Origin of the sequence: Neoroseomonas alkaliterrae, from assembly GCF_014199195.1 — a bacterium.
In the GTDB taxonomy this organism is placed as follows: domain Bacteria; phylum Pseudomonadota; class Alphaproteobacteria; order Acetobacterales; family Acetobacteraceae; genus Neoroseomonas; species Neoroseomonas alkaliterrae.
In genome coordinates this window covers 36,044-57,486 of sequence record NZ_JACIJE010000016.1, presented here as the reverse complement: position 1 = coordinate 57,486, position 21,443 = coordinate 36,044, and the positions used below count along the sequence as shown (strand labels likewise).

The window sequence follows — 21,443 nt, the reverse complement described above, 5'->3', positions numbered from 1 at the left end:
GGACTTACCAGAGTTCCGGGCAGCGCGGCAGTCCGGCGCGTGCGGACAGGGTCTCGAGCAACGCGAAGCCCTCGGGCCAGTCGCGTGCGCCGAGTTGCCGCGCGCGGTAGCCGCGCAGCAGAAGCTCGCGCGACAGCGTGGGCGCGAAGAGGAGCCCTCCGGTCATCACCGCAACGATGACGAAGGTCGTCTCGGGGCCCGCGATCATGCCGACGACGAGCCAGGCGATCGCAGCCATGCCGCCGAGCAGCAGGACCGTCTGCGCGAGGTTGTTCAGCCGGTGGGCCAGCGTGGGGGCGATGACGAAATGGAACATATCGTAATCAGAATCTCCCGGGCGGAACGCCAAGCATATTCAGCACGACGCGCGCCAGAACCCGGCCTGCGAACGTGATGCCTCACGCCCACCTTCACGTCCGCCCCGCATCCAGCCATCGCACCGCACGACGACATCCGGCGTCCCCCTGCGCCGGTGCCGCCGATCTTGCAGATCGCGATCCGCGGATCGGCCGGCAGCCTGTCGAGCGCGCCCCAGGTCAGTGCCTCGTGGGAGCCCCCGCCCTGCGCGGTCGAGATCCACCGGCCTCACGGGCACGCCGTCGGCAATGCCGGACATCGGTGCCCCGCGGTCCGGCGGCCTGCATCGCGGCCGGGCACGGTCGTGACCGGACCCTTTTGATCCCGAGGCGGAGCGGAGGGCGGGGCATGTGCCTTGCCACGCCCCGCCGCGGCGCATCTCAGCCCGCCTTCACCTCGATCCGCTTGACCTTGGCCTGCGCCTCCGGCGTCTGCGGCAGCCGGATGGTCAGCACCCCGTTCTTGAAGCTGGCCTCCGCCTTGCTGCCATCGACGCCAGGAGGCAGCGGGATCGCGCGATAGATCGCACCATAGCTGCGCTCGGAGAGGTAGTAGCCCTTCTTCTCCTCCTGCCGCTCGATGCGCTTCTCGCCCTTCACGGTCAGGACGTCGTCCCCGACCGTCAGCTCGATATCCTTCATCTCCATGCCCGGAAGCTCGATGGAGATCTCCACGGCGTTGTCGGTCTGCACCACATCCGATTTCGCCTCGCTCTGGCCCCAGGGCCATTCGAGCCCCGCGAGCGGCTTCCCGAAGCGGTTCATGAAGTTCTCGAAGACCTGGTTCATCTCCCGCTGCAGCGCCGCGATCGGGCTCTGCTCGGCGGCCTTCTGCTCGGGCTGGTCACCCTTCCGGGCCCAAGGGATCAGATCCTTGATCTGCATGACATCCTCTCCGTTGCCGCTCAGGCGGCCTTGACCTGGATCTTGCTGGGCTGCGCCTCGGCCGCGCGAGGCAACCGCAACGTCAGCACACCGTCCTTCAGCACGGCCTCGATGCGCGCGGCATCGAAGTCTTCCGACAGGACGAAGCTGCGCTCGTAGTCCCCCGGCTCGAACTCGAGGTGGACGAGGCGGAGGCGATCGGGCTGCGGGCTGCTTCCGCGGCCGCGCACGGTGAGCACTCGCCGCTCCAGCGTGATGTCGACGTCGTCGGCGACCACCCCCGGCATCTCGATCATCAGCACGATGCCCTCTGCCGTCTCCACGACATCGGTGAGCGGGCGCCACATGCGCACGTTGCGGGTCGGCTCGGCTCCCGCGGCCGCCGGGGAGACAGCGCCGGCTTCGGTTTCGGCATTCATCGGTGTCGCTCCTCTCAACCGGCCTTGATCTCGATCCGGCGCGGACGTTGATCCTCGGGACGCTGCAGGGCGATGGTGAGCACGCCGTTCGCGAAGCGGGCCTCGACCTGCGACGGATCGACTGCGAAGGGCAGGCGGACGATGCGGGTGAATCGGCCGAAGGCGCGCTCGCGCCGGTGCCAGACGGCCCCCTCGGGCATCTCGGGCGGCCGCCGCTGACCAGTGATCGTCAGGACATCATCCTTGGCCGTGATCTCGATGTCCTCCGGGGCCACACCCGGGACTTGGGCAACGATCGCCACCGCCGCCTCGTTCTGCCAGAGATTCAGGGGCGGAAAGGCCGGGGCGGCGGTCCCGAACGGCATGCGATCGAGCGTCTCGCCGAAGCGTCGCAGCAAGGCGAAGGGATCGGCACGGTAGAGCGTCATCGGATGCAACATCGGCTCCTCCTGGTTGCGGGACGCGGCGCGTCCCCTGGTGAACGGCCCCCGGGCGAAGATCCGCGAGCGGCCGAAGGCAGGCGTGGAGATCGCGCGGCGCCCACGGCTTGACCAGCGAGGTCCGCGCCGGCCCTCGCGTGGCATCGACTGCCGTGGCTGCTGTGCAAGGCCAGCCCCGCCATGCCGGCCAGCGGCATCACCGTCGCCTGCCCCCCTGGCGCCGGCAGGATCAGACGGCGTCGGGACATCGGGCGTGCAGGTCATGCGAGCCTCACCCCTGTCCAGGCAGGCGGATCGCTGGCCGGGAAGGACTCGAGGCTCGCCTCCTCGACCGGATCGGGTCGGGACTGGCCGTTGCCCGCCCCTAGCCAGGGCAAGACGCGCCCGATGGCATCACCGAGGTCGTATCGGAGCTGGTCGGCATAGCTCCTGTAGCGGATGCGCCTCGGCGGCGGCTCGTTCACTTCGTAGGGCCAGCCGTGCCGCTCCGCGAAGGCGATCGCGCTCATCCGATCGGGGAACTCGATCCGCAGATGCGCGAGGGGATCGCTGGCCGGAGCCCGGCGCACCGTGAGGTTCCGGCCGGGCGCCTCCGCGGGCAGGAACTCCAGCACCCATCGGCTTCGGCCGGGTGCAGATCGGTTGACGGACCGGCCCGGCTGGTAGATCCAGACCTTTGGTGGGCCGCCATACGGCGCAGTCATCCCTCCGCCCGGCATCACGGGGACGGGGCGCCACATGCCCGCGTCCGGCGCGACGGCCAGCCGCGTTCCGGACGCCCCGGCCACCACAGCGGAGCCGCTCGCATCGGCCGGGGGCGTCCCGCTCGTCATGATGCCGCCTACTGGGCCGCTTCGGCGGCCTTGGCGTCATCCCCGCCGGGTTTCGCCGCCGCCTCGATCACGACCTGCTCGGCCGTCGCATCCCAGCGCAGGCGGATCGTGTCGCCCTTCGCCACCTCCCCGCCCAGCATGGCGCGCGCGAGCCGGGTTTCGACGAGGCTGCGGATCTGACGCTTGAGTTCCCGCGCGCCGTATTCGGGGCGGTAGCCTTCGGCGGCGAGCATCTCGACCAGGCTGTCGTCGAGCTCGACCGTCACGCCCTGGCTTGCCGCCGTGCGCTTCACCCGCTCGAGCTGCAGCAGCACGATCTGGCGGATCTCCGCCTTCGAAAGCGCGTGGAAGACGATGATCTCGTCGATGCGATTGAGGAACTCCGGACGGAAGTGCCCGCGCAGGACCTCCATCAGCTCCTCCTTGAGCTTCTCCGGCTGTTCGGCCGCCGTGCCGCGCAGATGCAGCCGCTTCTGGATGCGATCGGAGCCGAGGTTCGAGGTGGCGATGATGATGGTGTTGGTGAAGTCCACCACCCGCCCCTTGCCGTCCGTGAGCCGCCCATCGTCAAAGACCTGCAGCAGCACATTGTAGACATCCGGGTGCGCCTTCTCGATCTCGTCGAGCAGGATCACCGAATAGGGCTTGCGGCGCACCTTCTCGGTCAGCTGCCCGCCCTCGTCATAGCCGACATAGCCCGGCGGCGCCCCGATCAGGCGGGCGACCGTGTGCTTCTCCATGTACTCTGACATGTCGATGCGCAGCAGCGCGCCCTCGTCGCCATAGACCACCTCGGCCAGCGCCTTGGCGAGCTCGGTCTTGCCCACCCCCGTGGGCCCGAGGAAGAGGAAGGTGGCGACCGGCTTCGAGCCCTCCCGCAGCCCGGCGCGCGCCAGCCGCACGGCGTCCGAGACGGCCTTGATCGCCTGCTCCTGACCGATCACGCGCTGGTGCAGCCGTTCCTCCATCTTCAGCAGCTTCTCGCGCTCGGCCTCGGTCAGCTCGCTGACCGGGATGCCGGTGAGCTTGGAGACGATCTGCGCGACGTGGCTCGCCCGCACCTCGGCCGAGCCGGTGGCGCGGTCCTTCTCCCAGGCCTCGACCAGCTCCTTGAGGCGCGCCTCCTTCGCCTCGATCTGCTTGCCGAGTTCCGCCGCCTTCTCGTACTGCTTGCGGGAGGCGGCATAGTCCTGCTCGCGCTTGAGCTGGTGCAGCTCCGCCTCGATCTCCTGCACCTCGACCGGGCGCGCGGTGGCCGAGAGCTTCACCCGCGCCGCCGCCTGGTCGATCAGGTCGATCGCCTTGTCGGGCAGGAAGCGGCCCTGGATGAAGCGGTCGGAGAGCTCGGCGGCGGCGATGATCGCCTCGTCGGTGATCGTCACCTTGTGGTGCGCCTCGAAGGTGTCGCGCAGGCCGCGCAGGATCATGATCGCCTGCGCGACGGTCGGCTCCGCCACCATCACCGGCTGGAAGCGCCGCTCCAGCGCGGCGTCCTTCTCGATGTGCTTCTGGTATTCGTTGAGCGTGGTGGCGCCGATCAGGTTCAGCTCGCCGCGCGCGAGCATCGGCTTGAACACGTTGGCGATGTCGAGCCCGCCTTCCCCGCCGCCCTGGCCGGCGCCGACGATGGTGTGGATCTCGTCGATGAAGAGGATCATCTCGCCCTGGTGCTCGGTGACCTCCTTGAGGATTTTCTGCACCCGCTCTTCGAACTCGCCGCGGTATTTCGAGCCGGCGACCATCGAGTTGATGTTCAGCTCCACCAGCCGCTTGCCGCGCAGCGCCTCGGGCACCTCGCCATCCACGATCCGCTGCGCAAGGCCTTCGACGATCGCGGTCTTGCCCACGCCCGGCTCGCCGATCAGCACGGGGTTGTTCTTCTTGCGGCGGGCGAGGATCTCGATCGTCGTCTCGATCTCCTGTGCCCGGCCGATGACGGGGTCGAGCTTGCCGTCGCGCGCCATCTTCGTCAGGTCGCGCGAATACTTGTCGAGTTCGGGCGTGTTGGTGGGCGCTTCGGCGCGGCCCTCCTCCGCCCCCTCCTTGCCGACCACGCGGGCGACCTGCTGGCGCAGCGCCTGCGGCGTGAGGCCGAGCTTGCGAAGGATGTTGGCCGCCAGCCCCTCGCCCTCCTCGGCGAGGCCGATCAGCAGATGCTCCGGCCCGACATAGGAATGGCCCATGTCGGTCGAGGCAGTGAAGGCGCGGCTCAGCGCGTCCTTGACGCGGGGCGCCACGCCGGTCGCGCCCTCATGCGGCTTCTCGCCGCGCTTCGCCTCCTGCTCGATCTGCGTCCGGAGCTGATCCGTCGAAATCTTGAACTGCCCGAGGACGGTCTTGACCACCTCCGAGCCGGTCAGCGCCAGCAGCAGGTGCTCGGTGTCCACCTCGGGCCGCCCCATCTCGGAGGCGTGGCGCGCCGCCTCCTGCAGCAGCCGCTCCGCCTGGTCGCTGAGGCGTTCGGCGAACCGGCCGCCCGCCCTGCGCGCCGTGCCGCGCTGGCCGCGGCGCCTCGGCGCCGGCTGGGCAGGCGTATCGCCGAAGGTCGCGTCGACGACCTCCTCGTCCTCCTCCCCGCCAGGGGCCGCCCCGCTGAAGCCGCCCAGGAGGCTTCCGAAGGGGCGGTCGCCGAAGAACTCCTCGAACAGGCTGCCATGGCGCCCGAAGAGGGATTCGAGCGGCGAGGCCGTGCGCCCCTGGCGGCGCAGCAACTCGCGGTAATGCGTGTCGCAGAGCTCCAGATCCTGCCGCTCGCCATTGACCACGGCGCGCACCCGCACCGTCGCCTGCCGCCCGCAGACATCGCACTTGCCGTCCATCACGTCCGCTCCTTCTCTTGATCCGCCGCCGCGGCAGCGGATCCCGTGTTGCCCTGTTGATCGCCAGCCGCCGTGCGCGCCTGCCGCAGCGGCGGGAAGTCGTCAGGCGTGATCGTCTCGCGCTCCAGCAGCAGCCGCGTGCCGGCCTCGAGGTCGCCGCGGCGTTCCGCCAGCAGCGCCTTGGCGCGCGCATAGGCCTCGTCGATCAGTCCGCGCACCGCGACATCCACCTCGCGCGCGGTGGCCTCCGAATAGTCGCGCGGCGTGAGGCCCGGCAGTCCGTCGCCGAGGAAGCTCTGCCGCTCGGGCTCCAGCACCGCCTGGCCGAGCGAGGGGTGCATCCCGAAGCGGGTGACGATCTGGCGCGCGATGTCGGTCACGCGCGCGAGGTCGTCCGCCGCGCCGGTCGAGATCTCTCCGAGCACGAGGTCCTCGGCCGCGCGGCCGGCCAGCAGCACCACCATGCGGTTCTCGAGGTCGCGCCGGGTGATGAGGAAGCGGTCCTCGGTGGGCCGCGTCATGGTGTAGCCGAGCGCGCCGATCGAGCGCGGGATGATCGAGACCTTGTGCACGGGGTCCGCCCCGGGCAGGGAGGCGGCGGCGAGCGCATGGCCCATCTCGTGCCAGGCCACCGCCTCGCGCTCCTTCGGGTTCAGCACGCGCCCCTTGCGCTCGAGGCCGGCGACGATGCGCTCGATCGCGGCGGTGACATCGGCCATGGTCACGGCCTCGGCGCCGCGGCGGGTCGCCTGGATCGCCGCCTCGTTCACCAGGTTGGCGAGCTCCGCGCCCGAGAAGCCTGGCGTCAGCGCGGCGATCTGCTCGATATCCAGCCCCTCGTGCTTCACCTTCTTGAGATGCACCCGCAGGATGGCGGCGCGGCCGGACTTGTCGGGTCGGTCCACGACCACCTGGCGGTCGAACCGCCCGGCGCGCAGCAGCGCGGGGTCGAGGATCTCGGGCCGGTTGGTGGCGGCGAGCAGCACGATCCCCTCGCGCGGGTCGAAGCCGTCGAGTTCGGTCAGCAGCTGGTTGAGCGTCTGCTCCTTCTCGTCATGGCCGCCGCCGAAGGCGCCGGCGCCGCGGCGGCGGCCGAGCGCATCCAGTTCGTCGATGAAGATGATGCAGGGCGCGGCCTTGCGCGCCTGCTCGAAGAGGTCGCGCACGCGCGCGGCGCCGACGCCGACGAACATCTCGACGAATTCGGAGCCGGAGATGGAGAAGAAGGGCACCCCCGCCTCGCCGGCCACGGCGCGCGCGACCAGCGTCTTGCCCGTCCCCGGGGGGCCGACCAGCAAGATGCCCTTCGGGATGCGCGCGCCGAGCCGGCCGTATTTCTCGGGCTGCTTCAGGAAATCGACGATCTCGCGCAGCTCGGCCTTGGCCTCGTCCACGCCGGCGACGTCGTCGAAGGTGACGCCGGTGTCCTTCTCGACATAGACCTTGGCCTTGGACTTGCCGACCGCCATCAGCCCGCCGAAGCCCTGCTTCTCCGCCACACGGCGGAAGACGAACATCCACAGCCCGAAGAAGACGACCGCCGGCACCACCCAGGAGAGCAGGTTCGTCAGGAAGGTATTCTGGATGGTGCCGTCGTAGCGCGCGCTCGACTGCTCGAGCCGGCGCGTGAGGTCCTCCGGCACGATGGTGGTCAGGAAATGCGTTCGCCCGTCGATCGGCTCGCGGTAGCGGCCGACGATGCTCTCGGGGCGCACCTGCACCTCGGCGATGCGGTCCTGCTGCAGCAGTTCGAGGAAGCGCGAATAGGGGATGCGCTCGGTGACCGATGCGCCCTGCCACCAGCCCTGGAAGAGCAGGAGCAGCAGGAAGGCCCCGATCCAGTACCAGATGTTGATCTGCTGCTGCTTGTTCACTGAGGGCTCCGGCCGCCGTCGCGGAGCGGAGTGAAGCGCGAACGGCCCTGCGGCCGCAAGGGAAGGAAGCGGGTGATCAGGGCGGCCTCGTCTCGGCGCTTTCGAGGGCCGCGACCTCCGCCTCGCGCCGGTCCTGGTCGCGTACCAGCCAGTAGACGATGCCGAGCGCCAGTATCGCCGCGCCGAGCGCGAGCAGCTTCATCGCCTCGGTCTGGCTGAGGTCGAGGATGACGAACTTCCGCACCACCGCGAGGATGGCGATCATCACCACCGTGCGCACCTGGACGATGCCGAATCGCCGTTCGACGACGACCAGCAAGGACCGCTTGAACTCCAGCGCGATCACGACGGTGAAGATCGCGCCGAACACGGTCTGGAACACCGCCGGATCCGTGGGGTCGAAAATGTCCACCAGAAGCAGCGAGGTGGCGACCAGCTTGAGCAGGTTCCACAGCGCGGCCAGCACGATCAGCGCGATCAGGATCGTCAGCACGAAGATGACGGACTGCTCGAACTTCTCGTAGAAGGTCAGCGACCGTCACAGCGCAAGGCTGCCGCGCGACGGTTTCGGTTCGGTCATCGGCCTGCATCCAAGGTGACCGCGATTCCGAGGCGGGCGCCGTCCCGCAGGATCGTCAGCGTGAGGGTATCACCCGGCGCGTGCCGGTCGAGCGCGGCGAGCAGTTCCGCCACGCGGCGCAACGGGCGGCCCTCCACTTCCAGGATGACGTCGCCGGTCTGGAAGCCGCTGTCGCGCCCAAGGCGGGCCGGGCGGATCCCCGCGCGCTCCGCGGCCGAGCCGGGCTCGACCTCGAACACGAAGACGCCCTCGATGCCGAGCCGCGCCGAGAGCGCGGCGTTGAGCTGCTCCTCGACGCGGATGCCGAGCGAGGGGCGGATGTAGCGCCCCTGGGCGATCAGGCGCGGCACCACGCGGTTGACCGTGTCCACCGGCACCGCGAAGCCGATCCCGGCCGAGGCGCCGGACGGGCTGTAGATGGCGGTGTTCACGCCGATCAGCCGGCCGGCGGAATCGAGCAGCGGGCCGCCGGAATTGCCGGGATTGATCGCGGCGTCGGTCTGGATCAGCCGCTCGATCACCGCCCCCGTCTCGCTGGGCAGTTCGCGGTTCAGCGCCGAGATGATGCCGGTGGTCAGCGTCCAGTCCAGGCCGAAGGGATTGCCGATGGCGAAGACCTTCTGGCCGACGCGCAGGTCGTGGCTAGTGCCGATCGGCAGCGGCTCGGGCCGCCCGGTGCCGACGCCGATGCGCAGCACCGCGAGGTCATGGGCCGGGCTCGTGCCCACCAGCACGGCGTTGTAGGCGCGGCCATCGGCCAGGCGGACCACCGCGCCGGAGGCGCCGGCGATGACATGGTCGTTGGTGACGACATGGCCGAGCCGGTCCCACAGGAAGCCCGAACCGGTCCCCCGCGGCACCTGCAGCGCGTTGCGCGTCCAGGGGTTGAGCACGCGCTCGGTGGTGGCGATGAACACCACCGATCCCCGCGCCTGCTCGAAGAGCGCGATGGTCGAACGCTCATCCTCCGCGAGGTCCCCCCGCGGCGTCACCACCCGCGGCTCGGCTCGCCCCGCAAGGATCTCCGCCTGGATCAGCGGGATGCTCTGCCAGGCCGTCATCAGCACGAGACCCGCCAGCATCAGCAGCAGGGTCCGGAACACGAAACGTCCGTTGTCCAACGCGGAACTCCCCCGCCAGTCGGCCTTCCCGGGGACAGGGTGCCTCCGCGGCACGATCCTGAGAAGGCCCACCCCTCGTCCGCACGCTATCGCTGAAGCGGCCCGGCGGAAGCCGCGCGCCGGCCGATCACCCGCTGCCGATCAGGATGCCGGCGGCGAGCACCAGGCTACCGCCGAGGACCACCTGGAACACCGCGCGGCCGATCGGGGTCTCCATATATCGGTTCTGGATCCAGGCGATTGCCCACAACTCGACGAAGACCACCGCGATGGCGATCGCCGTCGCCGTCCAGAAATGCGGGATGAGGTAGGGCAGCGCGTGGCCGAGGCCGCCGAGCGCGGTCATCACCCCCGAGGCCAGGCCGCGTTTCCAGGGCGCGCCGCGGCCGGAAAGCCGGCCGTCGTCATGCGCGGCCTCGGTGAAGCCCATGGAGATGCCCGCGCCCACCGAGGCGGAGAGCCCGACCAGGAAGGTCGTCCAGGGGTCCTGGGTGGCGAAGGCGGTGGCGAAGATGGGCGCCAGGGTGGAGACCGAGCCGTCCATCAGCCCGGCCAGCCCCGGCTGCACCCAGGTCAGCACGAACTGTCGCCGGGCGGTGAGCCGCTCCTCGCTCGCCGCCCCGCTGCGCGCGAGCTCGGCCTCCATCGCCTCGACGCCGCGCTCGTGCCGCGCCTCGGCGGCCGCGAGGTCGCCGAGCAGCCGGCGCGCCTCGGCATCCGTCGTCCGCTCGGCGGCGGCGCGGTAGAAGGCCTCGGCCTCGCGCTCCATGGCTGATGCCTCGGCGCGGATGCGGTCGAGGCCCAGGTTCTCGATCAGCCAGACCGGCCGGCGGGCGTAGAAATCCGCGACATGCTCGCGCCGGATGGGCAGGATGAGGTCCCCGTAGCGAGCGCGGTAGAGGTCGATCAGCCGGCGCCGGTGCTCGTCCTCCTCCGCAGCCATGGCATCGAAGAGGCCGGCGGTCTCGGGATAGGAGTCGCGCAGCCGCTTGGCATAGAGCGCGTAGATGCGCGCGTCCTCCTCCTCGGAGGCGATGGCCAGCGCCAGGATCTCCTGCGCCGAGAGGGTGGCGAAACGGCGGCGGCCGAAGCTCGGCAGGGGAATGAGGCGCATGCGGCTCCGGGAGAGGCTGGGGGCAGGACCGTTCGGACGATACCCGCTTCGGCCAGCTTCCGCGACCGGGCCGGCCGACCTCGGTAGATCGGTAGGGGTCGGCGCAACGCGACGATGTGCCATGATGCGGACCGGCGTTCGGCGGGACGACCGGGGCGCCAGCCGGGGCATTTCGCCGAGGCTCGGCCGATGCCATGATCGCGTCGCGCGCCACAAGCCCAGGCCTCCAGGCGGCGAGCGGAGGTCAGGCGACGGGCGGTTCCTCCTTGTGCCGGATCCTCCGATGCTGCCGCTGCAGGATACAGTTGCGTCCCGCTTCCCGCCCTTCGTCGTGTGGTCCCTGATCGGAGCCTGCGTCCTCGGGTTCCTCCATCAGACGTCGCTGCCGCCGCGCGAGCTGGAGGCCTTTCTCTACCGCCACGCCCTGGTGCCGGCGCGCTTCTCCGGCGCCTTGCCCGCAGCGCCGGCAGGGGGGTGGAGCGCATTCCTGACCAACATGTTCCTGCATGGCGGCTGGCTCCATCTCATCCTGAACATGTGGACGCTCTGGATATTCGGGCCCGCCGTGGAGGACCGGCTGGGCGCGCTGCGGTTCCTGGCCTTCTACCTGGTCTGCGGCATCGCGGCCGGCCTCGCGCATGTGCTGGCCAATCCGGCCTCGACCGTGCCCGCCCTCGGCGCCTCGGGCGCGATCGCCGGCGTGATCGGGTGCTATGCGCGGCTGTTTCCGGCGGCACGGCTCGTGATGGTGGTGCCGATCCTGTTCATTCCGTTCTTCTTCGAGGTGCGGGCGATCGGCTTCGCGCTGATCTGGTTCCTCATGCAGATCGTGCCGGGGCTTCTGACGTTGGGCCAAGAGGGGGATTCCGGCGGGATCGCCTGGTGGGCACATATCGGCGGCTTCCTGGCCGGATGGCTCCTCGCCCCCTTCGCCCGGCGGGCGCGGCGCGTGTATCGGCCCTACTATCGTGACGAGGGTATGTACGGGTTCCTGCCGGATGGCCGGCGCAGCGGAGGAGGCGGACCGTGGGCGTGATGGATCTTCTCTGGCTGTTCCTCATGCTGTCGGCCCTGCAGCCCGTGCTGCAGCGGCGCTACCTGGATGCCATGCGGGTGCGCAAGATCGCGCAGATCGAAAAGGCCCGCGGCAGCCGCGTCATCCTGCTGGTCCACAGGCAGGAGACGATGAGCCTGCTCGGCTTCCCGCTTCTGCGCTACATCGACGTCAATGACAGCGAGGAGGTGTTGCGCGCGATCCAGCTCACGGATGAAGAGGTGCCGCTCGACATCGTGCTGCACACGCCGGGCGGCCTGGTGCTGGCGGCCACGCAGATCGCGCGGGCGATCCAGGGGCACAAGGGGAAGGTGACGGTCTTCGTGCCGCATTATGCCATGTCCGGCGGCACGCTCATCGCACTGGCTGCCGACCAGATCGTCATGTGCCGCCATTCCGTGCTCGGCCCGATCGATCCGCAGCTTGACGGCATGCCGGCCGCCTCGATCATCAAGGTCGCCGAGGAAAAGCCGATCGCCGAGGTGGACGACCGGACCCTCGTGCTGGCCGATGTCGGCCGCAAGGCGATCGCGCAGGTCGAGGCGGCCGCGGCCCGGCTTCTCGCCGAGAAGATGGAGGCGGCGGCGGCCCGGACGCTGGCTGCCCGCCTGGCGACCGGGACCTGGACGCATGACTATCCGATCGCCGCCGAGGAGGCGCGGGAGATGGGACTGCCCGTCACCGTGGAGATGCCGCCGGAAGTGCTCGAACTGATGACGCTGTATCCACAACCTGTGCGGCGGCAGGGCGGCGGCGTCGAGTACCTTCCGCAGCCACGCCAGCGTGAGGCACGGGGAGGGTGATGGCGGACAACCGCTTGGGCGGATTCGTCGTGATCGTCACGGCGCGGTTTCCGCCTCGGCCCTGCGCGACGTCAATTCCGACATCGTACATGAAGAACGAGACATCCGAGCGGAGGATCAACCCATGCCAACCGTTGCCTGCCCCGATTGCGCGACCACAAACCGGGTTCCGGAGACGCGCCTCAACGAAAATCCACGCTGCGGTCGCTGTGGCGCGGCCCTGTTCCAGGGCGCGCCGGTCGTCCTGACGGCGAACAACTTCGAGCGGCATGTGACTGCGGAACTACCCTTGCTGGTCGATTTCTGGGCTGCCTGGTGCGGACCCTGCAAGGTCATGGCACCACAATTCGATGCCGCGTCGCGCATGCTGGAACCCCGGTTCCGCCTCGGCAAGTTGGACACGGAAGCCGAGGCCGACATTGCCGGCCGCTTCGGCATCCGAGGGATCCCGACGATGATCTTGTTCAAGTCAGGCAAGGAGATCGCCCGCACCAGCGGCGTCATGTCGTCGGCTGATATCGTTCGCTGGGCCTCTGCGCAGGCCGGCTGAGCCGGAATGGTGCCCTATCGTGGGACGTTACGCGCAGCATTCGCCGCGCGGCTTGCCACAAGATTTCGGGCCAACGGTGCGCGGCAATGTGGCGAAAGTCGCGGTCGATGATTGTTTCGGATCACGGCATCCGCCGCTTCACCACCCGCACTGCCAGCGGCGCCGCCGCAAGGTCGACCGTCGAGGCGCTGACGTTGCGCGCAGTGACGCGCACGCTGTTGTTGGACCACACATGGCAGTCCAGCACAAACGCGATGCTGCTGGTGTCGAGCGAGGCGTCGGCGAAGTCGCCGCGCCGCGCGCCAGGGACGGTGACGTCGACATTGGCCGTCGCGCCGAGCGCGAGGCTCGGCAGGTCCCAGCTGGTCTCCACCGCCAGCGTCCGCGTTCCCGCCGCCAGCGAGGGGCAGCCGTAGAGCACCGCCGGCGCATCTTCCGGCAGCCCGTAGAGCCGCAGCCCCTCGAGCTCGATCTGCCCGTCGAAGCCGATGATGCCGATCTGCGCGAAGGCTGCACATGCGTCGCGCCGGCAGATCTGTCCTGGCCTCGGCCGTCACCAGCGGGCATGATCTCCGCCTCAAGTTAGCCTGGAGACGCCGGAATGGCGACCGAGCAGAATCCGCCAACTCCTAAGCGCGTCCCTGGCCGCAAGCCAGGCCCCGCGCAGCGTGACGAGATGCTGCGCATCTGGGGCCATGTCGATGACGACGGCCGAAAGCTCATACTGTTCTTCGCGCGGACGCTTGCGCGTGATCAGGGCTTGGTACCGCCGAATACGCCATTGTTGATGACCGACCGCGTATTCTGAGCACGCTCACGGGACCCGCCGCTTCGTCACCCCCACTGACAGCGTCGCTGCCGCCAGATCGAACGTCGCCGCAGAGATGTTCCGCGCCATGACGCGCACCGTGTTGTTCGACCACACCGCCGCATCGAGCTCGATGAAGCGCGTCGACGACACTAGCGACGCCGTTGCCAGGTCGCCGGCCCGCGCCCCGTTCACCGTGACGTCGGTCAGCGCGGTGGCCCCCGGCGCCAGGCTCGGCAGATCCCAGGACACTTCGGCTGCGAATTCGCGCCGCCCTGAGCCGAACAGCGCCCCCGTCAGTAACGGCGTCCCGTTCAGCACCGCGGGCGCCGCCTCCGGCAGCCCGTAGAGACGCAGCGATTGCAGGTCGATTGACCCATCGAAGCCGATCACGCCCACCTGCGCATAGGCCACGGACGCCCCGACGCGGAGGGTCTGCCGGCGATTCAAGTTGGCGTCGTCCATCGGCGCGCCGGCGTTCCACCCTTTGGCCGGCCCGTTCCACTGCATGGTGGTGATCGAGGCGAGCACGTCTCCCGCGATGTCCTCGCGGACGTTCCCCGCCCCATCGAACACCCGCACGAACAACCGCCCGCCCGAAGCGCCGCTCGTCAGCCAATGCGCCAGAGCGAACTCCTTGGCCTGGGAGGTGTCCAGCATCCACCCGAGCCCACGGTTCGCCGCCAGCGTCACCGCGCGGTCGGTCGGCGTCAGGTCGGTCAGCCCGTTGAAGCAGAAATCCGCCATGAAGGTCGCGGTGGTGGTGGAGGTCGCGAGGGCGATCAGTCCCTCCACCCCGATCTCGGTCGCCGACTGCCGGAAGGCTACGGCGCGGGTGTTCGGCACGCCGGCCAGGAAGCGCTGGAAGCGCGAGGCCGGCGCGCGGTGCCGGTTGATGACGGCGTTGCCGCAGCGGTTCGCCGTCGCCGTGTAGTCGATGCCGACCAGGTAGGTGTTGGTCCAGGCCACGTCATACTCGCAATCCTGCGCGCCGGCGGTGTGGCGTGCCGCCAGCGGCGAGCAGGCCTCCATGCGCATGGCACGGGCGTGGATGGCGCTGCCGGATGTCTGGTTCAGAAAGGGGATGGCGATGTTGCTGCCGGCCTGACGGAGCTCGAAGTTCGGCGCGTCGAAGACGTGCCGGTTGTGGTTCGAGTACGCGCCGGGCTCGTTGCCGAGGCGGACGCCGAAGCGGTCGAGCGCCGCATTCACCCCGGTCGCGCAGGCGAAGTGCCCGCCATAGTAGCGGTTGGAGGTGTTCCAGGCGGTGGCCGTCGCGCACCAGATGTCGAGCCCGATGCAGTTGTTGACGATGCGGCCGAGGGTGAAGGTGCTGTCCTCGACACCGCGGCCATCACCGAGTGTCCGCATGCCGATCGTGAAGCCTTCCACCCGCCGCAGCTCGATCTGCGAGGCGTCGACGTTGCGCACGGTGATGCCGATGTCCGCCTCGGAGGACCAGTCGGAGATGGTCTGCCGAATGACGTTCAGCCCTGAGTAGAGCTTCTCGCCGTTGCGCACCGTGCCGCCGTCGCCGAGCACCAGCACGGAGGTCGGCGCCGTGCCCGTGTAGCGGATGGTGCCCTGCATGATCAGGCCGGGCGCGGGGCCTGGCAGGGTGACGGTGCCGGAAACGTTCCAGGTGCCGGGCGGAATCATCGCGAATTTCTGGTCCGCCCCCGCGCGATCGAAGCACGCCTGGATGGCGGCGGTGTCGTCGGCGACGCCGTCGCCCAGCCCGCCGAAGTCGGAGGGCAGCACGGCCTCGCGGTCTCGGAGGTACTTGGCAAGGCCGGTCTTGGAGACGGCGGTGTCGAGGACAAGGATGTCGTCGATGCGGGCGGGCATGGCGCGGCCTCAGAGTGCGGTGGCGGTGACGGGCCCGGCGAGGGCGGAGACGTTCCCCTCGGGCGAGACGGTGCGCAGCCAGAGCCAGCGGGCCTGACCGGTGGCGAGACCGGCGCGGGTCCAGGGCAGCGCGGTCGGCTCGGCCGGCAGCTTGGTGGCGGCGGCGAGTTCGTTCGTCGGGGCCTCGAACACCTGGAGGTGGGTCAGGCCACCCGGCACGCTGCCGGAGACCTGGATGCCGCCGGCCACACCGATCGCGGTCAGCCCGGTCGGCGGCGACGGCACCAGCGCCTCGCGCCAGCCTGAGACCGCGCCGCTGCGGGCCTGGGCGCGCACCCGGAAGGCGGTGGGCTCGGCGGTGGGGATGGTCGCCGAGATCGCGCTCACCCCGCCCGCGAAGCCCTGCCACAGCGCGACGGAGGCGGGGCGGAACTCCACCTCGTAGCCCGCGAGATAGGCCGAGCCGACTGGCGTCCAGGCGATGGAGAGGGCCGCGAAGGCAACTGCCTGCGGCGTCTCGACCGCGATCGTTGCTGGCGCGGCGATGACGCCGGGCTGCGGCAGCACCACCGAGGGGCTGTCGCCGGTGGCGCGCTCGTCGGTGGCGGGGTTCCAGTCCCACACCGCCGCGTCCTCCTCGGCGAGCGTCAGGTCCACGCCGCCCTCCGGCGCCAGCCGCCAGCCGACCACCCTCGCAGGAAAGGGCGTCAGCCGGTCGAGGTCGACCAGGACCCCGTCCCAGGGCCGCAGCCGCAGGGCCGAGAGGTTGAGCTGCACCGACACCGCGCGCTGGCGTCGGTTGCGCTCGAGCTCGATCTTCATCAGCCGCTGGACGGTTGAGGGCGAGGTTGTCAGCAGGAAGTCGAGGTCGCGGTAGATCTGCTCGCCGCCGTCCTCGGTGACATAGTTCGCGGCCAGCAGGGGCGGCGCGTCGGTCGGCTGCCAGTTCTTCGCTGGGTCCACGTAGACGGCGCGGACCCCGTTGAAGAGGTCGCGGCGCGGGCGGGAGCCCTGCACCGTCACCGCGCCGCGCAGCTCGCCCGAGGTCACGTTGGCGGCCGGCAGCGCGGGCGCGCCAGCGTGGATGAAGAACCGCCCGCCCGAGACCACCAGCACACCGGCCATGCTGGCCACGATCTTGCGGGTGATCTCGATCTTGCCCTCGGCGAGCGAGAGCGTGCCGTTCACGGTGTAGCGGCGCTCGGCCGTCCCATCCTTCCGCCCGACGATCTCGTCGCAGATGTTGGCGGCGGCGATCAGGGCCGGGAGGTCGATGTCCTCCCAGGCCGCCTTCCAGCCGAAGGGCGCGGTCAGGTACCAGGCGAGGCAGAGCGCGGGGTTGTCGGACCAGCCGATCGCGCCCGTGCGCGGGTCAAGGATGGTGTCCGCGCCCTCGACGATCGCCGCCACGTTCGGCGGACCGGAGGGGAAGGCCTCGGGGCGGAGCTTCAGCCGCAGCGCCAGGTAGGCCCGGCCGCGGCCGCGATGGTGCTCCGTCCACTTCCCGCCGGTCTCGGCGATGAGGTTCCCGTTCGCCGCCTGGTCGGGCTGGCCGAGGTGGCGGTCCACCCGCACCAGCCCGGCGAAGGCGGGGTCCGTCTCTGCCTTGTCGCCGAGGACCACCTCGCCGATGGCGCGAACGCGGTGGCCGGCGAGGACCACGACCATGTGGAAGAAGCCGTCGGCGCGGCCCTCGTCGTCGGTGCTGCTGTGCAGGAAGACGATCGGCCCAGAGACCTTGGCGCGGCCGAGGACGATCTGGTGTTCGGCGATGGGCTGACGGAAGGACTGGGTCCGCTGCTGCGCCTCCTGGGCGGTGGAGCCGCCCGAGAAGGCGGGCGGCCGGGGCTTTTTCTGCGGGAAGATCGCGCCGCCGATGAGCGAGACGCCGATCGCCGCGCCCGCGCCGACGATGGCGCCGATGATACCGCCGCCGACCGCGGCCGAGCCAACGGCGCCGGCGACCACGGCGATGAGGGGAACGGCAGCGGGCATCTCAGCCGATCCTCCAGGCATGGGTGCAGAGGGTGATTGGGGCGCGGAGCAAGCCGCGCGGGCCGACGAAGGCGACGCGGCCGGCGTCGAGCACCACGCCGAGGCGGTCGGGATCGGGGGCGAGTACGACGTCGCCGGTGCCGGCCAGGAGCGGCGCCACGCGCGGGAAGCCGGCGCTGTCAGCCGATGCAAGCAGCGAGGAGCACACGCGCACGCGGGGACGCTCCCCCGTCACTGCCTCCACGGCGGCGAGGGCGAAGGTCGCGCAGTTCCACTCCCGCGGATGGAAGGCGCGCGCCTCCGCCTCCCGCAGCAGGGCTGCGAGGCGGGCGACCCAGTCCGGATGGCGCATGCGCTATCGCGCCGGCAGCCGGATCTCGGCGTCCTGCAGGGCGGGGACGTATTCGAAGAAGCGGTCGCCCGGGTACTCGGCCTGCTGGTCCGGATCCGTGTAGCGGCGCACCTCGGCGCGCTCGAGGTCGACCAGGCGGCTTTCGCAGGCGAGCGCGACCCGCGGCTCCGGCCCGTCCACCACCTCCATGGTGTCCATCAGCCCCGCCCAGAGCGGGAACGGATCGGCGACGAAGGCGCCCCCCGCATCCAGCAGCGCCAGCCAGAGCCGGGCCGGCCGCAGCCGGAAGCTGCGCTCGGCGAGGGCAATGTCGATCACCTCCTGCGGCACCGGGGAGAGGGTGAGGGTCAGGCGCACGGCGCGGAGCTCGACCGTCTCCTCCACCTCCGACATCGCCCCGAGGTCGCCGATGCCCTCGAAGGTGAGCCCGGCCCAGGAGAGGTCGCCAAGGCCCGTCCAGACGCGGAAGGGGCCGGTGGCGAAGTCGAGCTCGCAGAGCACAACGGGTGCGACCACCGGCGCCGTGGCGGCGGCGGCGGCCTGCAGCGTGAGGCGCGGCGTCGCCCGGATGGCGGGATCGCCCTCGGTGGTCACGGCAGCGCCTCCTCGAAGCGGCAGGTGATGGCCGTGAAGCGGCCGGGACGGGTGGGATTGGCGCCCTCGTCGTCGGAGACGAGGCGCATCGGCACGGTGGCGTCCGTCAGCACCAGCGGCTCGCCGACCGGCGCCGCGGCGCGCAGCGGCGGCGCGACCGGGATGGTGGCGGTGCCGGTGCCGGAGGCCATCACCCGTTCGGTGGCCATGTAGAGCCGCCCGGCGATGCCGATGTGGTCGCCCGCGCCGACTGCGACCGCGTTCGGATACCAGCCCAGGGTGGCGATGGAGAGCGCCCCGCGCGGCGCGCCCGCCGCGGAGGCCGGCGTGCCGGAGCCAACCACCAGCCCCGTGTCATCCGTGAAGATGGTCGCATCGTCGAAGGAGAACGGTCCGGAGGGCACGTCGCCCTGGCTCCTCGGATCGCCGGTGCGGAACTCGCGCCGGAAGTCGCGCAGGCGGACCGTATTCACCGAGCCGGCAAGTGCGGCGAGCAGCCCCTCCAGCACGCCGGCCAGCCGCGCATTCAGCGGGTCGAAGGTGAGCTCCGCCACCCAGCGCGCCCCCTCGCGCCGGAGCACCTGCGCCTGCCGGGTCACCGGCGAGACAAAGCGCAGCGTGTTGTGCTGGAGGTAGAAGACCTGCCGCGAAGGGCGGAGCTCGGCCGGCCAGGCGTATTCCGTCATCCGCGCCGCTCCTCCCTACCCCCGGACGGTGTCGTAGGCCGCGCCGCCGCGGCGGATCGCATCCAGCGTCATGGCCGAGGCCTGCCGGGCGATCTGCCCAGCCAGCAGCCGCAGCCGCGCCTCGACGCCGGCATCGGCGCCGCGCGCGTCGATCGCGATGGAGGTGTTGATGGTGGTGCCGCCCGGGTTGGTACCGTTTGGCAGCACCGTCCCGGACTGGCGCGGCACGAACCACTCCGGCCCGCGCTCACCCACGACATAGGGCTGCCCGGCTGTGACAGGCCCACCGTCCGCACGGAACAGGCCACCCAGCCAAGATCCGATGCCATCGAAGGAAAAGCCCGACAGCGCCGAGGATACCGCGTTGCCCAGCGGCTCGGTGATGGTGCGCCGGGCGATAATGCGGGCGATGTCCTGGCCGATGCCCTGCAGCACCTCCGAGAAGCGGCGACCGCGGATGATCGCGTCCTCGAAGGCGGAGGAGAAGGTCAGGCCGAGCTCGCGCCCGACGTCCCTGGCTCGCTCCGCCCCCTCCGCGACCCGCCGCTCGGCGCGCTCGAGCTCCTCCAGCGCGGCGGTGGCCTCGCGGCGGATGGTCTCGTCGGGCAACGGGCGGCCGACCCGCTCCGACCGCTCCACCAGCCGACCGAGGGTTTCGATCCGCCGCTGGTAGCGTTCATAGGCGGTCTCATTCTGCTGGATGAGGCGCTCACGCTCGCGCAGCACCTCGTTCAGCTCGCGCTCGGCGTCTCGGTTCTCCCGCGTGCTGGCGATCGCACCCCGCTGGCTGGCCGTCAGCCGCTGCAGCGCCTCGTCGCGCTCCCGCGTGGCGGCCGCGGCCAGGCGCTGGCTCTCGGCGGCGTCGATGGCGCCGGCCTGCTCGGCTTCGCGGATGCGGGCGAGGCGGGCCTGGAACTCGCGCTCGATGCGCAGCCGCGCGTCGAGGTTTTCCTGGAGGCGCGCGATGTCCTCGGCGGCGCGCTGGCGGCGGAGTGCCGCCTCGTTGCCGCCGCCGGCGCGGCTGTCGGGATTGAGGATCTGCCGGGCGCGCTCCTCGGCAGCGCGGGCCTCGGCCTCCAGGGCGGCGATCTCGCGCTGCACCTCGTCGAGCTGCTGGCGGATCTCGGCGATCAGCCCGGTGCGGGTGACGCCGGCCTGCTCCCGCGCCACGCCGACCGCGCCGCGCTGGATGGTGCCGCGGCGGGGCTGGGAGGAGAGCGCCGCCTGACCGGCCTCCTCGGCCTCCAATTCCTCCAGCCTGCGGCGGAGCGCGTCGCGGTTCTGCTCCAGGCTGGCGCGCCGTTCGGCCGGGCTGGCGCCGGTCATGACGCGGTTGATGGCGTCCGCCACCCTGGACAGGGCGGGGGCGACCTGCGCCAGCAGGTTGCGGGCCAGCGAGGAGAAGGCGCGCTCCAGGGCCGCGATCTTGTCGGACGCCTCGTCGGCCTTGGCGATCAGGTCGGCGTCGGCGATGGCGCCAAAGCGCAGCGCCTCGGCGGTGAGGCGCTCCAGCCCGTCCCGCCCCTGCAGCAGGAAGGGGATCATGCGCTGGCCCAGCCGGTCGCCGAAGACGGCGGTGGCGGCGGCGGTGCGCTCGGCCGGGTCGGAGAGGCCGGCGATGCGCTCGGCCAGCTCCGCCATGACGGCCTCGGTGGACCGCGCATTGCCCGCCGTGTCGCGGAACGAGATGCCGAGGCGCGTGAAGGCCTGCTGCGCGGCCTGCTCGCCCGTGGCTGCGTCACTGATGCGCCGGGTCAGCGCCTGCAGGCTGCGCTGCAACTCCTCATTGGACAGGCCGACTTGGGTGGCGGCATAGCCGAAGGCCTGCAGCGCGTCGGTGGAGACCCCGGCGGCCTCGGCCAGCTCGCCAAGGCCACCTACCGCATCCACGGCGGAGCGGACCATCGCAGCCACGCCGCCGATGGAGAGGCCGGCGAGGACGGGGCCGAGCAGCGACAGGGACCGCGACGCAAGTTCCGCGCTGCGGGTGATCCGCTGCATCTCGCGCTGGCCGGTCTCGCCCACCTCACGCAGCCCGGATTTGACTGAGGCGGCGTCGTCCAGCGAGAGGCGGACCGAGACGCGGCGGGTACTATCCGCCATGGGGTGAGCCTCCGGCGTCAGTGGGGGCGGTGCGCGCGGCAAGGCCGGCCACGAGGCCGAGACGCAGTGCGGTCAGCAGGTCTGCGGCGGCCCAGCCCGAGACGCCCATCTCCCGGGCGAGCGCCACGGCGCCGGCCACATCGAGGTCCATGCCCGCCATGTCGGCGCGCACACAGGCCGTCCCCGCGGCCCACAGGGCGGCACCCTCG

22 protein-coding genes are annotated in these 21,443 nt (G+C 70.8%); 4 read left to right on the top strand and 18 right to left on the bottom strand.

Annotated features, from left to right (window positions below):
• Positions 1-4: 4 nt before the first annotated feature.
• From FHS88_RS20630 to mbfA, 10 genes are all read right to left on the bottom strand, one after another.
• A complete protein-coding gene (locus FHS88_RS20630; RefSeq protein ID WP_211842357.1) occupies positions 5-316 on the bottom strand; it encodes a M48 family metalloprotease in 312 nt (103 codons plus the stop codon).
• 421 nt (positions 317-737) lie between these two features.
• Entirely contained in the window at positions 738-1,241 is a 504-nt protein-coding gene (locus tag FHS88_RS19400; protein ID WP_184487148.1) for an Hsp20/alpha crystallin family protein, read from the bottom strand.
• A gap of 20 nt (positions 1,242-1,261) precedes the next feature.
• Positions 1,262-1,660, bottom strand: a complete 399-nt coding sequence (locus FHS88_RS19395; protein WP_184487147.1) for an Hsp20/alpha crystallin family protein — start codon at positions 1,658-1,660, stop codon at positions 1,262-1,264.
• Between the two features lie 14 nt (positions 1,661-1,674).
• Complete coding sequence (locus FHS88_RS19390) at positions 1,675-2,088, bottom strand: Hsp20/alpha crystallin family protein (RefSeq protein ID WP_246420384.1); 414 nt, start codon at positions 2,086-2,088, stop codon at positions 1,675-1,677.
• 272 nt (positions 2,089-2,360) lie between these two features.
• Positions 2,361-2,804, bottom strand: coding sequence for an NADH dehydrogenase ubiquinone Fe-S protein 4 (locus FHS88_RS19385; RefSeq protein ID WP_211842356.1), 444 nt, complete (start codon positions 2,802-2,804; stop codon positions 2,361-2,363).
• Positions 2,805-2,941: 137 nt separating this feature from the next.
• Positions 2,942-5,752: an ATP-dependent Clp protease ATP-binding subunit gene (locus FHS88_RS19380; protein ID WP_221244496.1), complete on the bottom strand. Its 2,811-nt coding sequence runs from the start codon at positions 5,750-5,752 to the stop codon at positions 2,942-2,944.
• The gene (gene ftsH / locus FHS88_RS19375; RefSeq protein ID WP_184487143.1) at positions 5,752-7,626 is read right to left on the bottom strand and encodes an ATP-dependent zinc metalloprotease FtsH; all 1,875 of its coding nucleotides are present in this window, start codon (positions 7,624-7,626) and stop codon (positions 5,752-5,754) included. Before ftsH ends, FHS88_RS19380 begins: the two co-directional genes overlap by 1 nt.
• 76 nt (positions 7,627-7,702) lie before the next feature.
• On the bottom strand, positions 7,703-8,119 hold the full coding sequence (locus FHS88_RS19370) for a phosphate-starvation-inducible PsiE family protein (protein ID WP_338146676.1): 417 nt from the start codon (positions 8,117-8,119) through the stop codon (positions 7,703-7,705).
• Positions 8,120-8,202: 83 nt separating this feature from the next.
• Positions 8,203-9,327: a S1C family serine protease gene (locus FHS88_RS19365; protein ID WP_246420382.1), complete on the bottom strand. Its 1,125-nt coding sequence runs from the start codon at positions 9,325-9,327 to the stop codon at positions 8,203-8,205.
• A gap of 127 nt (positions 9,328-9,454) precedes the next feature.
• Positions 9,455-10,441, bottom strand: coding sequence for an iron exporter MbfA (gene mbfA / locus FHS88_RS19360; protein WP_184487142.1), 987 nt, complete (start codon positions 10,439-10,441; stop codon positions 9,455-9,457).
• Positions 10,442-10,724: 283 nt separating this feature from the next.
• Here mbfA and FHS88_RS19355 point away from each other — a divergent pair, with 283 nt between their 5' ends.
• From FHS88_RS19355 to trxC, 3 genes are all read left to right on the top strand, one after another.
• Complete coding sequence (locus FHS88_RS19355; RefSeq protein ID WP_184487141.1) at positions 10,725-11,477, top strand: rhomboid family intramembrane serine protease; 753 nt, start codon at positions 10,725-10,727, stop codon at positions 11,475-11,477.
• Positions 11,477-12,298, top strand: a complete 822-nt coding sequence (locus FHS88_RS19350; protein ID WP_246420387.1) for an SDH family Clp fold serine proteinase — start codon at positions 11,477-11,479, stop codon at positions 12,296-12,298. The genes FHS88_RS19355 and FHS88_RS19350 overlap by 1 nt, the downstream gene beginning before the upstream one ends.
• 124 nt (positions 12,299-12,422) lie before the next feature.
• Positions 12,423-12,848 (top strand): thioredoxin TrxC, encoded by a 426-nt coding sequence (gene trxC, locus FHS88_RS19345; protein ID WP_184487139.1) that lies wholly within the window; start codon positions 12,423-12,425, stop codon positions 12,846-12,848.
• A gap of 121 nt (positions 12,849-12,969) precedes the next feature.
• Here the strand turns inward: trxC and FHS88_RS20965 are convergent, their stop codons facing one another.
• The gene (locus tag FHS88_RS20965) at positions 12,970-13,221 is read right to left on the bottom strand and encodes a hypothetical protein (RefSeq protein WP_246420369.1); all 252 of its coding nucleotides are present in this window, start codon (positions 13,219-13,221) and stop codon (positions 12,970-12,972) included.
• A gap of 228 nt (positions 13,222-13,449) precedes the next feature.
• Here FHS88_RS20965 and FHS88_RS19335 point away from each other — a divergent pair, with 228 nt between their 5' ends.
• On the top strand, positions 13,450-13,656 hold the full coding sequence (locus FHS88_RS19335) for a hypothetical protein (RefSeq protein WP_184487138.1): 207 nt from the start codon (positions 13,450-13,452) through the stop codon (positions 13,654-13,656).
• A gap of 6 nt (positions 13,657-13,662) precedes the next feature.
• Here the strand turns inward: FHS88_RS19335 and FHS88_RS19330 are convergent, their stop codons facing one another.
• The 7 genes from FHS88_RS19330 to FHS88_RS19300 are packed head-to-tail and all read right to left on the bottom strand — an operon-like array spanning position 13,663 to position 21,406.
• Entirely contained in the window at positions 13,663-15,504 is a 1,842-nt protein-coding gene (locus FHS88_RS19330; protein ID WP_184487137.1) for a pectate lyase family protein, read from the bottom strand.
• A gap of 9 nt (positions 15,505-15,513) precedes the next feature.
• Positions 15,514-17,499, bottom strand: a complete 1,986-nt coding sequence (locus FHS88_RS19325; RefSeq protein WP_184487136.1) for a phage tail protein — start codon at positions 17,497-17,499, stop codon at positions 15,514-15,516.
• Position 17,500: 1 nt separating this feature from the next.
• Entirely contained in the window at positions 17,501-17,851 is a 351-nt protein-coding gene (locus FHS88_RS19320; RefSeq protein WP_184487135.1) for a DUF6950 family protein, read from the bottom strand.
• Between the two features lie 3 nt (positions 17,852-17,854).
• On the bottom strand, positions 17,855-18,445 hold the full coding sequence (locus FHS88_RS19315; protein WP_338146675.1) for a hypothetical protein: 591 nt from the start codon (positions 18,443-18,445) through the stop codon (positions 17,855-17,857).
• A complete protein-coding gene (locus FHS88_RS19310; protein ID WP_184487134.1) occupies positions 18,442-19,131 on the bottom strand; it encodes a hypothetical protein in 690 nt (229 codons plus the stop codon). Before FHS88_RS19310 ends, FHS88_RS19315 begins: the two co-directional genes overlap by 4 nt.
• 15 nt (positions 19,132-19,146) lie before the next feature.
• The gene (locus FHS88_RS19305) at positions 19,147-21,234 is read right to left on the bottom strand and encodes a phage tail tape measure protein (protein ID WP_184487133.1); all 2,088 of its coding nucleotides are present in this window, start codon (positions 21,232-21,234) and stop codon (positions 19,147-19,149) included.
• Positions 21,224-21,406: a hypothetical protein gene (locus FHS88_RS19300; RefSeq protein ID WP_184487157.1), complete on the bottom strand. Its 183-nt coding sequence runs from the start codon at positions 21,404-21,406 to the stop codon at positions 21,224-21,226. Before FHS88_RS19300 ends, FHS88_RS19305 begins: the two co-directional genes overlap by 11 nt.
• Positions 21,407-21,443 lie beyond the last annotated feature (37 nt).